Annotated in this window: 13 protein-coding genes and 1 tRNA gene; 10 read left to right on the forward strand and 4 right to left on the reverse strand. The window is 62.2% G+C overall.

The features are described 5' to 3' along the window. Nucleotide 1: 1 nt before the first annotated feature. Genes K3177_RS14150 through K3177_RS14160 form a run of 3 tightly spaced genes read left to right on the forward strand, consistent with a single transcriptional unit; the run spans nucleotide 2 to nucleotide 1,985 of the window. Nucleotides 2–766 carry an SDR family NAD(P)-dependent oxidoreductase gene (locus tag K3177_RS14150; RefSeq protein ID WP_221598751.1) on the forward strand — a complete coding sequence of 255 codons (765 nt, stop codon included), beginning with the start codon at nucleotides 2–4 and terminating at the stop codon, nucleotides 764–766. Beyond that, nucleotides 763–1,575: an SDR family NAD(P)-dependent oxidoreductase gene (locus tag K3177_RS14155; protein WP_221598752.1), complete on the forward strand. Its 813-nt coding sequence runs from the start codon at nucleotides 763–765 to the stop codon at nucleotides 1,573–1,575. Before K3177_RS14150 ends, K3177_RS14155 begins: the two co-directional genes overlap by 4 nt. Next, complete coding sequence (locus K3177_RS14160; RefSeq protein WP_345725413.1) at nucleotides 1,572–1,985, forward strand: VOC family protein; 414 nt, start codon at nucleotides 1,572–1,574, stop codon at nucleotides 1,983–1,985. Before K3177_RS14155 ends, K3177_RS14160 begins: the two co-directional genes overlap by 4 nt. 56 nt (nucleotides 1,986–2,041) lie before the next feature. On the opposite strand, the gene K3177_RS14165 is transcribed toward K3177_RS14160, so the two are convergent. Both K3177_RS14165 and K3177_RS14170 read right to left on the reverse strand, forming a co-directional pair. Further along, complete coding sequence (locus K3177_RS14165; RefSeq protein WP_221598753.1) at nucleotides 2,042–3,664, reverse strand: carboxylesterase/lipase family protein; 1,623 nt, start codon at nucleotides 3,662–3,664, stop codon at nucleotides 2,042–2,044. Nucleotides 3,665–3,680: 16 nt separating this feature from the next. Continuing rightward, a complete protein-coding gene (locus K3177_RS14170) occupies nucleotides 3,681–4,826 on the reverse strand; it encodes a dihydrodipicolinate synthase family protein (RefSeq protein ID WP_247714507.1) in 1,146 nt (381 codons plus the stop codon). A gap of 227 nt (nucleotides 4,827–5,053) precedes the next feature. On the opposite strand from K3177_RS14170, the gene K3177_RS14175 reads away from it, so the two are divergent. The 4 genes from K3177_RS14175 (at nucleotide 5,054) to K3177_RS14190 (ending at nucleotide 10,463) form a co-directional block, all read left to right on the forward strand. After that, the gene (locus tag K3177_RS14175; RefSeq protein ID WP_221598755.1) at nucleotides 5,054–6,634 is read left to right on the forward strand and encodes a carboxylesterase/lipase family protein; all 1,581 of its coding nucleotides are present in this window, start codon (nucleotides 5,054–5,056) and stop codon (nucleotides 6,632–6,634) included. A 150-nt stretch (nucleotides 6,635–6,784) separates the two neighbouring features. Next, nucleotides 6,785–7,291 carry a 2Fe-2S iron-sulfur cluster-binding protein gene (locus K3177_RS14180; protein WP_196847847.1) on the forward strand — a complete coding sequence of 169 codons (507 nt, stop codon included), beginning with the start codon at nucleotides 6,785–6,787 and terminating at the stop codon, nucleotides 7,289–7,291. Further along, nucleotides 7,291–8,277, forward strand: a complete 987-nt coding sequence (locus tag K3177_RS14185; protein ID WP_221598756.1) for an FAD binding domain-containing protein — start codon at nucleotides 7,291–7,293, stop codon at nucleotides 8,275–8,277. The genes K3177_RS14180 and K3177_RS14185 overlap by 1 nt, the downstream gene beginning before the upstream one ends. Next, nucleotides 8,274–10,463: a xanthine dehydrogenase family protein molybdopterin-binding subunit gene (locus tag K3177_RS14190; RefSeq protein WP_221598757.1), complete on the forward strand. Its 2,190-nt coding sequence runs from the start codon at nucleotides 8,274–8,276 to the stop codon at nucleotides 10,461–10,463. Before K3177_RS14185 ends, K3177_RS14190 begins: the two co-directional genes overlap by 4 nt. Nucleotides 10,464–10,580: 117 nt before the next feature. Here K3177_RS14190 and K3177_RS14195 read toward each other — a convergent pair whose 3' ends face one another. Further along, nucleotides 10,581–10,949, reverse strand: a complete 369-nt coding sequence (locus K3177_RS14195) for a PilZ domain-containing protein (RefSeq protein WP_103024173.1) — start codon at nucleotides 10,947–10,949, stop codon at nucleotides 10,581–10,583. A gap of 182 nt (nucleotides 10,950–11,131) precedes the next feature. On the opposite strand from K3177_RS14195, the gene K3177_RS14200 reads away from it, so the two are divergent. Together K3177_RS14200 and K3177_RS14205 are read left to right on the forward strand one after the other, a co-directional pair. Beyond that, nucleotides 11,132–11,353, forward strand: coding sequence for a hypothetical protein (locus K3177_RS14200; RefSeq protein ID WP_221598758.1), 222 nt, complete (start codon nucleotides 11,132–11,134; stop codon nucleotides 11,351–11,353). A gap of 77 nt (nucleotides 11,354–11,430) precedes the next feature. Continuing rightward, nucleotides 11,431–11,604: a hypothetical protein gene (locus K3177_RS14205; protein ID WP_221598759.1), complete on the forward strand. Its 174-nt coding sequence runs from the start codon at nucleotides 11,431–11,433 to the stop codon at nucleotides 11,602–11,604. Nucleotides 11,605–11,684: 80 nt separating this feature from the next. On the opposite strand, the gene K3177_RS14210 is transcribed toward K3177_RS14205, so the two are convergent. After that, nucleotides 11,685–11,761 (reverse strand) — tRNA-Arg (locus K3177_RS14210). A 59-nt stretch (nucleotides 11,762–11,820) separates the two neighbouring features. On the opposite strand from K3177_RS14210, the gene K3177_RS14215 reads away from it, so the two are divergent. Beyond that, on the forward strand, nucleotides 11,821–12,549 hold the full coding sequence (locus K3177_RS14215; protein WP_221598760.1) for a queuosine precursor transporter: 729 nt from the start codon (nucleotides 11,821–11,823) through the stop codon (nucleotides 12,547–12,549). The last annotated feature ends 7 nt before the right edge of the window (nucleotides 12,550–12,556 follow it).

Raw genomic sequence — 12,556 nt, forward strand, 5'->3', positions numbered from 1 at the left:
CATGTCGCTATTCGATCTGACCGGTAAGGTCGCCATCATCACCGGCTCCAGCCGCGGTATCGGCAAGGCTATCGCCCAGCAGCTTGCCGCGCACGGCGCAAAGGTCGTCATTTCCAGCCGCAAGCAGGAAGCCTGCGACGACGTGGCTGCCGCCATCAATGCCGAACACGGCGAAGGCAGCGCCATCGCCATCGCGGCGAGCATTTCGGAAAAGGCACAGCTGCAGGACCTTTTCGCGCGCACGAAGGAACAGCTCGGCGCCGTCGACATCCTCGTCTGCAACGCCGCGTCCAACCCCTATTACGGGTCGATGGACGGGATCGAGGACGAACAGTTCCGCAAGGTTCTCGATAACAACATCCTCTCCAATCACTGGCTCATCCAGCTGGCCCTTCCCGACATGCGCGAAAAGCAGGACGGGGCGATCATCGTGATCAGTTCGATCGGCGGCCTGCGCGGGTCGACCACCATCGGCGCCTACAATGTGTCCAAGGCGGCGGATTTCCAGCTCGTGCGCAATTACGCCGTCGAAAACGGCCAGCACGGCGTACGCATCAATGCGATCGCGCCGGGTCTGGTGAAGACCGATTTCGCCAAAGCGCTATGGGAAAATCCCAAGGCGCGCGAACGGGTGGAAGGCCAGCTTCCCATGCGCCGTATCGGCGAACCGGAAGATATCGCCGGGGGCGCGGTCTATCTCGCCTCTCCCGCCGCCAGATGGACCACCGGCCAGATGGTCGTGATCGACGGCGGCGCCACGATATGAGCGGCCGTCTCGAAGGCAGGGTCGCTGCCATCACCGGCGCGGGTTCGGGCATCGGCCGGGCCAGCGCACGGCTCTTCGCTGCCGAAGGTGCCCGCCTCCTGCTGTTCGACAAGACCGACGCGGTGGAAGAAACCGCAGCCATGGTCGAATCCGCAGGCGGACATGCGCTGGCGATGGTCGGCGATGCCGGCGAGGAAAGCGATGTCGCAGCGCTCGTCGCCAGGGCAACCGACAGCTTCGGCGCCCTGCACGTCATGTTCGCCAATGCCGGTATCACCGGCGGCGTGCGCGGCGGCTTTTTCGATGCCACGCCGGAAGTCTGGGCGGAAGTGCTCCGCGTCAATCTCATCGGCCCCTTCCTCGCGGTGAAACACGCCGCGCCCGTCATTCGCGATTGCGGCGGCGGATCGATCGTGTGCACCGCTTCGGTCGCCGGCCTGCGCAGCGGTGCCGGCCCGGCGCAGTATTCCGCCAGCAAGGCGGGCGTCGTGAACATGGTCCAGACCGCAGCGCAGCAGCTTGCGGGCACCAATGTCCGCATCAACGCGGTGCTGCCCGGCCTTACCGAAACCGGGATGACCCAGCCGATGTTCGACGGCGCGCGCGCTGCGGGCAAGGAACACAAGATCGGCCAGCTCAACCCGCTGCTGCGCGGCGGTCGCCCGGAAGAGATCGCGCATGCCGCGCTGTTCCTCGCCAGCGACGAGGCAAGCTATGTCAACGGTCAGGCGCTGGCCGTGGATGGCGGCCTGTCCAGCTCGCACCCGACCTCGCGCCCGCCGGGCGATCCCGCCCGCCCCACTTCGTGAAGGACAAATCCTTGGACGATACCGATCCCGCCCTCTTCTCTTTCGTCAAGCTGACCGTATCCGATATCGATGCGGCGAGCCGCTTCTTCGTCGATGCATTCGGCATGACCCATGCCGATACGGTCGATACCCCAGCGTTCCGCGAACACATGATGACGGGCCGGAAAGGTTCGGCAACCATCGTGCTGTTCCACTGGAAGGATGGGCGCGCCATCGAAACCGGCAATGGCTATGGCCCTGTCGGCATGCTGACCCGCAACCTCGATGCCGATCTGGCGCGCGCGTTGAAGGCAGGGGCAAAACAGAAGGGCGAAACCGTCAGCTTCGGGCCCGCCCGGATCGCTTTCGTCCTCACGCCCGACGGGCATGAAATCGAAATGATGCAGATGGCGGCAAAAGCCGCCGCCTGATCGCTCGGTAAGTCGCCGTCCCGGATTATTGCCGGGACGGCGTCGATCCAAGGGACCTAAAGCGAACGTCCTTCAGGCAGCAGGCGCTGAAGCAGTTCGCGCTCTGCACTGTCCGGGTCATTCACCACTTCGGGGTCGACATCGAAGATCATCGTCGCGCGTTGCTGGACATTGTAGGCCGGCCATTGCGGCAATGCGGCCGTGTTCGGATTGCCCGTACGCGCAAAGGCGATCCAGGCATCCGCCATCAGATCCGCCATGCGCTTCGTTTGCGCGGTTTCCGGCCCGGTATAGCTCAGCGAACGCGCCACATTGTCGAACACGAACGCGATATCCAGTGCGTGGGGCGTTTCCAGCCGGCCGCCTTCCACCGGCGTCTTCCAGTCCAGCCGGTACATGTAGACCGGCGCCGCCTGCGCGCTCTTGCGCTCCGCCTGGCGCAGCGCCGTGTTCCGGTAATTGCGGAACGTGGCCACCTGGAAGAACACGTCGCTCGCATCGTAATCGGGGTGGGCCTTGCGCATCCCGGCGATGATCTCTTCGACATCGGCATCGTCCACGAATGGGGTCAGTTTCGCGGGCAACTGCTCCCATGTCAGGGCGAAGTTTTCCGGACTGCCCAGCCCGCCCTGCAACCGCATCTCGTTATTGTTCGTCCCCACCAGCAGCGGAATGTCCCCGGAAACCGGGTTGGCGTCGGGCGCATAGGGCTGCCGGGTCAACGACCGTCCATCGACCACCGGGCGATAGAAGGCCGCCTTGCTGCGCGATTTCATCATCGCTTCCACGAAATCATCGATCGGCATGGCCGCAAGTTCTTCCACGCTCGATACGCCGGCCGTGGCCATCAGATCCTTTGCCAGCGGCGTGGCCAGACGCGGCGTGAAGCCGGCCAGCGACATCGATCCCGATTGGGCGATGGCGCGCTGGAACAGCCCCTTGGCCTGCTCCATGCCCATCAGCGTCGATACCTTGGCTGCCCCGCCGCTCTCGCCGAAAATGGTCACGTTCCCGGCATCGCCGCCGATCTCGTCCGCATGGTCGCGCACCCATTCCAGCGCCTTCACGATGTCCAGGCTGCCAAGGTTGCCGCTATCGGCATATTTTGGATCGTCCGACAGGCCGGCCAGATAGCTGTACCCCAGCCCGTTCAGCCGGTGGTTCAGCGTGACGACCACCACATCTCCGCGCTCGGCAAGGCGCGATCCGTCATAACCATTGCTGGATCCCGATCCCGTGACGTAACCGCCGCCGTGCAGCCAGACCATGATCGGGCGTTTCTTCCCGTCTCTCAGGCCGCGCGTCCACACGTTCAGGAACAGGCAGTCTTCGCTGGTCCCGACCGAATTTTCCCATGATTTGAACACGGGCACATCGCCCGATGGACGCTGCGGGCATTCGCTGCCGAATTCCGTCGCGGGGCGCGCAGTCGTCCACGGTTCCGGATCGGCGGCCAGCTGGAAGCGCCGCCCTTCGGTCGTGGCGGCATAACGGATACCGCGAAATACGTTCACGTCGTTCGCTGCGCCTTCGCGCGTTCCCGTCACCGCTCCGTATGCGGTTTGCAGTTGCGGCACATTGCCGACCGATGCCGTTGCCCCTGCCCCGTCCATGGTGGTGCAGGCGGAAAGGCTCAGTGCAGCGGCAGCCACGCCGATCATTGCAGCACGTAATCTCATGTTTCTCCCCTTCGATTTATTGTTCGGAATAATATGGCAGATCGCTCAGATCGCTGGCCCGCACACCGCGTGCCCAGGCGGCCCTGCCGACCACGAATTGTTCTTCCGGCGCTTCGGTGGGCTCCAGTCCGGATGCGACGAAGGCCGCGCGCATGCCTTCGCGTGCCCTGGCGTCCAGCACCGGGATCGCACCTTCGGGTGCGTGGCTGTCCCGCGGCAGCAGGCCGCCGTTTCCGCCTGCCAGCCATTGATAATAGCGATTGTGTTGCCAGGGATGTGCGCCCTTCCGGATCACCGGGGCCTGCACGGCGAAGAAATGCGACAGCGCTGGCTCTATCTGCTGTGCCAGCGCATCGATCTGCGCTGCCTCGCCTGCGGCACAGGCGGCCAGCAGCCGATTGCCAAGCTGCTGCTGTGGGGTCTGCACCGCCTCCGCGTTCCACTGACCGCTCCAGCCGATCCGGAAATGGCGGGCCAGCAGCGGCAGGAAATCGAGATTGACGGGCCCCATCGACAGCCGATCGCCCAATCGCTCGCACAGCTGCATGGTCGATGTCAGCGATACCGGCTGCGAAATTTTCACCGCCACGACATTCTCGAGATCGGCGATGCGGTCGTAAACGTCCAGCGGCTGGCCAGCCGGGCCGAGATGGGGAAACGCACGCCTGCCCGTTGCCGCATACAGCATGACGGGCAGCGCAGTTGCCGAAATGCGCTGTGCCATCAGATCGTACAACTGATCCGCGCTGCTATCCGCGGGATAGGTCGATGCCAGCAGCACAAGGCTGGTCCCGATCTCTTCCAGCTTCTCCAGCAGCGCCTTGTCGTTTTCCACCTCCCGGCTGGCGATAATGCCATGGACAGGAAGATCGGTGCCCGCCTCGTCGATGACGATGCGATAGAATTCGCGCCAGTTGGGATCGCCGGGAAGCGTCCAGTTGATCATCGGCATGGTGCCGGAAAACCCCTGCGCGATCGCATGGCGGACATCGTGACGGATCGCTTCTTCGTCCAGCGTCCGTCCGTCTTCGCGAAATGTCGGCAGGAACAGGTTCATCAGTCCACGAAGATGGCTCTGCCCCCAGACCCGCTGGCTGGAATTGGCAGCGGGCGCGATCCGGTCGGCAACCGGGATACGGGCCGCAAGTCCAGGCGCCGCCATCAGCGCGGCACCCCCGCAAAGCGCCGCTCGGCGCGAAAAGCCCAAACCCTGCAAATTTCCGCTCTCCCGCTTTGTCCGGCACGCTCGACGACCGAACCTGCCTTTCAGAGATATAGCTTCATATCCTTGGCTTTGGATATTTCACCCATACTCGAAATACGAAAAAGGCTTAACACGCACCCACAATTGGTTCTAGTGTCAATCGGCAGGACAAGGGAGAATTTGACATGATGACTCGGCGGCAGACTTTGGGATCGGCTTTGGCTCTTGGCGCAGCGGTTATGGCCAAACCCGCTCTGGGGGCCACGATGTTCCCGGTAGTCGAAACGGCCCGCGGCAAGCTTCGCGGTCTGGAATCGGGTGGCGTCTCGATCTTCCGCGGGGTCAGCTATGCGGCCGATACGTCGGGCGAGAACCGCTTCATGCCGCCGCAACCGGTCGAACCGTGGTCGGGTGTTCGCGATGCGCTCCACTGGACCGATGTCGCCCCGCAGATTCCGGGCGACCGGCGCCATGTCTATGCCGATCTCATTATGGTCGATCGCAATCCGTCGGGAATGGGGGAAGACAATCTCTCGCTCAATCTGTGGACACCCACGATCGATCCGAATGCGAAAAAGCCGGTCATCGTGGTCCTCCACGGCGGCGGCTTCTATTCGGGGTCGGGCAACTCGGTCGGCATGGACGGCGAACAGATGGCGCGCTTCTCCGACAGCGTGGTCATCGCCATCAACCATCGCCTCGGCGCTTTCGGCTTCCTCCATCTGGCCGAATTCGGCGGGGATGACTTTGCCACCTCTGGCACGGTGGGCATGCAGGATATCGTCACCGCGCTCGGCTGGGTGCGGGAAAATGTCGCGGCCTTCGGCGGCGATCCGGATCGCGTCCTCGTCTACGGCCAGTCGGGCGGCGGCGCCAAGACCAGCGTGCTGATGGCGATGCCGGGCGGCAAGGGGCTGTTCCAGCGCGCCGGCGTCATGAGCGGGTCTGCGCTCAGGATGATGCCTCCCGAAATGGCATCTGCCACGGCAAAGCGGCTGCTCGACGCGCTGGAAATTGCGCCCGGCGATGTGCGCAAGTTGCAACAGGTGCCCTGGACCACCCTGCTCGAAACGCAGGCCGGGCTCGAAGCGGCCGACCGTGCGCGCGGGGAAGCACCTCGCAGCTTCGCCCCCGTCGTGGACGGCATTACCCTGCCGCGCCACCCGTGGGACCCGGACGCGCCCTCCATCTCGGCCGACGTGCCGATGATCGTCTCCTCCGTTCTGGACGAACGCTCCTATCGGATGGGGGATTTCGCGATGGACGAAGCGGGCCTCCTCGCCTTCGCGAAGGAACGCCTTGGCGAACGGGCTGCCGATGCGGTCGCCGCCTACCGGGCGGAAGATCCCGACGCCAAGCCCTTCCTCCTCGCCGCGCGCATGGATTCCGATCTCACCTTCCGCAAGGGCGCTTTCGCGCAGGCTGAACTCAAGGCCCGGCAGGGCGGTGCCCCGGTCTGGACCTATCTGTGGACCGAGCCCAGCCCCGCGGTCGATGGCCGGTTCGGCGCGGTGCACGGCATCGATGTCGCGCCCAGCCTCTACAACACGCGCGGCGCTCTCAACGGGTCCAGCCCGTCCGCCAACGAACTGGCCGCCGCCATCGCCGGAAGCTGGGCTGCCTTTGCCGCCAATGGCGATCCCAACAACGAACGCGTGCCGGAATGGAAACCCTATTCCGCGCCCCGGCGCACGACCATGATCTTCGATCAGGACCTGCGGGTCGAAGATGATCCGCGCGCCGAATTCCGTAAATACTGGCGCTGAACGCACGATCCCGAAATCTGCCGGACACTGCCGTTTCAGCGGTGTTCGGCAGCCTGATCATACGTATGATTGACATGCTTTCGGGGTGTTTCTTGCTCGCTCCCGGACCCTTCGCGCGCGACCGCAGTTAGGTCAGCAAGGAGGCCCTTTGTGAGCAAAACCATCACCGTCAACGGAACCGAGCGTCCGATCCCCAGCGACCCTCGCGTGTCCCTTCTCGATTTTCTCCGCGAAAATGAAGGGCTTACCGGCACCAAGAAAGGCTGCGACCATGGCCAGTGCGGGGCCTGCACCGTCATCGTCAACGGCATGCGGATCAACAGCTGCCTGACCCTCGCCGCCATGCACGATGGCGACAGCGTCACCACCATCGAAGGCCTCGGCACCCCCACCTCCCCCTCCCCCCTGCAGGTCGCATTCGTCGAACATGATGGATTTCAATGCGGCTATTGCACACCGGGCCAGATCTGTTCCGCCACCGCGATGCTCGATGAAATCGCCGCCGGCTTCGCCAGCGATGCGAGCGAGGACCTGCTCGGCGAAATGCAGGCGAGCCCCGAAGAAATCCGCGAACGCATGAGCGGCAACCTCTGCCGCTGCGGCGCCTACGCTAATATCGTCACCGCCATCCGCGAAGTCGCGCAGGGAGACGCCTGATGAGACCATTCGACTTCCAGCGTCCCGATAGTCTCGCCCACGCGCATGAACTCACCGCGGCCGAAGAAGCCACCGCCGTAGCCGGAGGGACGAACCTTCTCGACCTGATGAAGCTCCAGGTCGAAACGCCCGAAAGACTGGTCGACATCAATCGCCTCGGCATGACCGAGATACAGGAAACCGCTGATGGCGGCCTGCGCATCGGCGCGCTGGCGACCAATACCGCGACCGCCAATGACGACCGGGTCCGCGCGGACTATGCGGTTCTTTCCCGCGCTATTCTGGCTGGTGCAACCCAGCAGTTGCGCAACCGCGCCACGACCGGCGGTAATTTGTGTCAGCGCACGCGCTGTTATTATTTCACCAATATCGATCAGCCCTGCAACAAGCGCGAGCCGGGATCGGGTTGCGGCGCCATCGACGGTATCGCCCATCTGCATGCCGTTCTGGGCACGAGCCCAAGCTGCATCGCGACCTATCCGGGCGACATGGCTGTGGCCCTGAGCGCGCTCGATGCGACAGTGGAGATCGCAAGCCCAGATAGCGATGAGCGCTCCGTTCCCGTCCGCGACTTCCACCTGCTGCCTGGTGACACCCCATGGCGGGAAAACGTACTCGAACGCGGCGAGATCATCACGGCGGTTACCCTTCCTCGTCCAGTCAAGGCCAAACACCTCTACCGCAAGGTACGTGAGAGATCGTCCTACGCCTTCGCCTTGGTGTCGGTCGCCGCCATCGTGGCTGTCGAGGACGGCGTCATCGCCCGAGCCGATCTTGCCTTTGGCGGTCTGGCGCACAAACCTTGGTACGACCCTCGTCTGTCCGAACTTCTGGTCGGCGAGGCGCCATCTGCTGCGCTGTTCGACAAGGCGGCCGACCTGCTGCTCGAAGGCGCGCGCGGGTACGGCGAGAATGACTTCAAGATACCGCTTGCCCGCCGCACCCTTGCCGCGGTGATGGCAGAAGCGACGGAGATCGAAATATGAGCGCGCATCTGAAGCAGGATGAACCTGTCACGTCGAACCGGCTGGATGGGATGAAGCAGGGTATCGTCGGCCAACCCCTTTCCCGTGTCGACGGTCTGGCCAAGGTTACCGGCACCGCCCCGTATGCGGCAGAATACAAGATCGATAATGTGGCCGAAGGTGTTCTGGTCACTGCGCCGATAACCCGCGGTGAAGTCACATCCATCGACAAGGACAGCGTCCTTTCGATGCCCGGCGTCCTGGCGGTCCTAGACGATGAGCGCCTTACAACTCGCGCAGCGCAAGGCACGGCTAACGAGGCGCCGAAACAAGACCCGGCAACGGTTTGCTATTGGGGTCAGCCGATCGCGGTAGTGGTTGCAGAAACGTTCGAACAGGCGCGCGATGCGGCGAAGCATCTCAAGGTGGAATACCGCGTCCACGAAGGAGCGCCGCTCGATCCCCATCAGGTTACGCCAGAAGAGCAGGATGACGAGACCGTCAATCAGGGCGATCTAGATGCCGCCATGGCTCGGGCCGCGCATACGGTCGATGTGGAAATTGCGACCGAGGGGCATGCGTCCGCAGCCATGGAACCACATGCAGCCATCGCCGAATGGAGAGACGATAAGCTCACTGTCCATGCATCTCTCCAAATGCCAAATTACAATATCGCCGAACTGGCCGACAGTCTGGGGATGGAAGAAAACGATATCCGCCTCGTATCCCGGTATGTCGGTGGTGGCTTCGGATCGAAACTCGGCATCAGCGAAGAGACCGTTGCCGCAGCGATCGCTGCACGCGAACTCGGCCGCCCGGTGCGCGTGGTAATGAGCCGCCAGCAGGTATTTCAATGCATCATGCGCCGCTCCGAAACGACGCAGCAGCTACGATTGGCAAGTGACGAGGAAGGGAAACTCGACGGCTTTGCGCATCGTGCGCTGGTGTCCAATCTCCCGGGCGAGGAATTTGCCGAACCCGTGCTGCAATCATCGCACTTTCTGTACGGCGGCGAGAACCGGCAACTGAAGCTCGAAGTTGCCCGCATTCATCGAATGACTGCTGGCTCGGTCCGTGCACCGGGCGAAGCCGTTGGCATGCCCGCTCTCGAAGTGGCGATGGACATGCTCGCCGAAAAGTCGGGTGTGGACCCTGTCGAACTGCGGCTGCGCAATATTCCGGATCGCAACCCGGAAGAAGATCTGCCCTTTTCATCGCATAAGCTGGCCGATTGTTTGCGGCAGGGAGCAGAAAAATTCGGCTGGGACAGCGGTCCCAGAAAACCGCGTCAGCAGCGCGAGGGCGAATGGTGGATCGGCACCGGCATGGCGAGTGCGGCGCGCGTCCATAATGTCGGCGAAGCAAAGGCACGTGTGACCCTCAAGAGCGATGGGACGGCCGTGATCCAGAGCGATATGACCGATATCGGTACGGGTACCTATACGATCGTGGCGCAGATTGCTGGCGAGATGCTCGGCATCCCGATCGAAAAAGTGTTGGTAGAACTCGGCGATACAAATCATCCCCGAGGCCCGGGTTCCGGCGGTAGCTGGGGCGCGGCGTCGATCGGATCGGCCGTGTACGTCGCCTGCGAAGCGCTGCGCGAAAAGCTCGCCCATCGAGCGGGAACAAGCGAAACCGAACTGGACCTGCGTGACGGCTCTGTCGTCGGAGGCAAATCGCTTGTCGAACTGCTGGACGGCGAAGACATCTGCGAAATCGGTCATTACGAACCCGGCGACATCGCGGACAGCCACACCGCATCCGGCTTCGGCGCATTTTTCGCTAAGGTTCGAGTGAACCGCTTTACCGGAGAAACACGCGTCGATCATATGCTCGGCGCCTTTGGTTTCGGCCGCGTACTCAACGAAAAAACGGCGAGGTCCCAGTGCCTGGGCGGCATCACCTGGAGCATCGGAGTCGCATTGACGGAAGCCCTGCTGTTCGATCCTGTCGACGGACATCTCGTCAACTGCGATCTGGCCGAATACCACGTACCCGTAAATCGAGATGTACCGGATGTAGATGTCCTGATGCTGGAAGAACGCGATCCCGTTGCCAGCCCCATTCAAGCCAAAGGCATCGGCGAACTTGGAATGTGCGGGGGCGCGGCGGCGATCGCCAATGCAATATATAATGCATGTGGCGCGCGGCTCTTCCAATATCCGATGACACCGGATCGCGTATTGGCTGCCTTGCCGGATTGAATTGCTGACGATTGGGGTGGCCAGATTCGGCGACCGGCACTCCCGCTGCCAACCGTGCTTACTCCCAGCAATCCCAGAGCCTGACTGCACTGCGCAGGAGAAAATCTATGCGATTGATCAACGGTTACGGCGCCAGTGCCAGGGATCGCCTTCTACCGGCGCCAGAAAACGTCCGTCACTTCGCACCCTGATTGCAGCCTTTGCCAGCAAAGTGTCGAGATCGATCGGTTCGAACGCATGGATTGCAAAGCGGCGATGCGCCGTACGCACCACCTCACCGCGAATGGAAAGACTGCGATGCCGGATCTCAACGCAATCGCCCAAGGCCGGCGTGATCTCGGCCTTCAGCAACAATCCGCTTTCGGACACGTTCACAATCAGGATATCCTGCCATCCATCACCGGATCGCATTTTGACTGGCATGGACACCATCTTGCGCTGGGACCTCTCGGTCTCTTTCGGAGTGCGATCCCAAAGCCAAGCCATGATTGCCCTATACTCTCGGCTGGTTAGGCGCGGCCTAGCGGCAGCCTAAGCAATTATGCCTACCCTCTGGCATTGGATGCTCCCAGTTCCGGGTGCCAACTCCGCCGCGGACTGTTTGATTGGAACTTAACCAACTTCCCAATCGCTCTTCAGCTAGAGAGCAATCGGAGAAAGGAAAGATCATGGGCGAGTATGAACCCAACGATTCCCGCAATGTGACACAGACGAAATCGAATGTGCCGGGCGAGCCCGAACGAACGGGGCCGCACGAAGGCGAGACGCGGGATCCACGCAAGGACGCGGACGAGGGTCAGATCCAACGAAGCGGACACACACCGGGCGGCAAGGACCTGTCACGAGGGTCGGAGCCGGCGACCGGCGCTGCCAGCAGACACCGCCGTTGACGAGCGACATTGAGCGGGCGCCCTGATTGGCGCCCGCTTTAGCGTTGAGGGCAGATAGACAAGGTGGAGAGCGAGGCATGGGCCAGGATAATCGCAAGCATCCCGATGAGGGTGGCGCAAAAGAACGACATCCCAAACGTGAAAAGAGTGACAAGAACCCGGCACTGAAAGAGGAAGACCGGCAAGCTCTAAAGAACCAGAGCAAGGCTGATCCGGAAGATTACCCGGACAGAGGCGTCAAACCAGCCTGACCCGATTTCGGCCTGCACCGGCCGAAGACCTTCGGGTGCCACACCAGAGTGGCAGAAATCGACAAGGGTGCCTTTTCAAATGGCGCGCCCGGCAGGACTCGAACCTGCAACTCCAAGCTTAGAAGGCTCGTGCTCTATCCAGTTGAACTACGGGCGCGCTCGCGGTTCCCCATAACGCTACTTTCGCGCCGGGCCAATCGGCACTAATCGTCTTTCATGGAAAAAACGCGATCGGCCTCGTCCCAGACGCAGTTCCGCTATTACGACCTCGTGATGGCGGCATTCGTTACGATCCTGCTGCTGTCGAACCTCATCGGCGCCTCGAAGCCGAGTTATGTAACGCTTCCCTTCATTGGCGAATGGTCGTTCGGCGCCGGCGTACTGTTCTTTCCGGTCAGCTATATCATCGGCGACGTGCTCACCGAGGTATACGGATATGCCCGCGCTCGCAGGGTCATCTGGACAGGTTTTGCAGCGCTATTGTTCATGGCCTTCATGGCCTGGGTCGTGGTGCAATTGCCACCCGCTGCTGGCTGGCCGGGGCAAGCGGCATATGAATTCGTGTTCGGTAACAGTTGGCGGATCGTTCTCGCATCCATGATCGCTTTCTGGGCTGGCGAGTTCGCAAACAGCTATGTGCTCGCGAAAATGAAGATCTGGACGCGCGGTCGCCACCTGTGGATGCGCACGATCGGCTCGACCGTAGTCGGCCAGGGGCTCGACAGTCTGATCTTCTATCCCCTGGCTTTCTGGGGTCTGGCGGGCTGGCCCGTTGAACTGCTGTGGCAGGTTGTCCTGTCCCAATGGGCCATCAAGACAGCATGGGAAGCCCTGCTTACTCCCGTGACCTATGCAGTTGTCGGTTCTCTCAAAAAAGCAGAGGGCGTGGAAGTCTTCGATACCGACACCGATTTTTCTCCTTTCTCTGCTTCAAGGAACTCATAACGACGAA

Source organism: Qipengyuania pacifica (assembly GCF_019711555.1).
Taxonomy (GTDB): Bacteria; Pseudomonadota; Alphaproteobacteria; order Sphingomonadales; family Sphingomonadaceae; genus Qipengyuania; species Qipengyuania pacifica.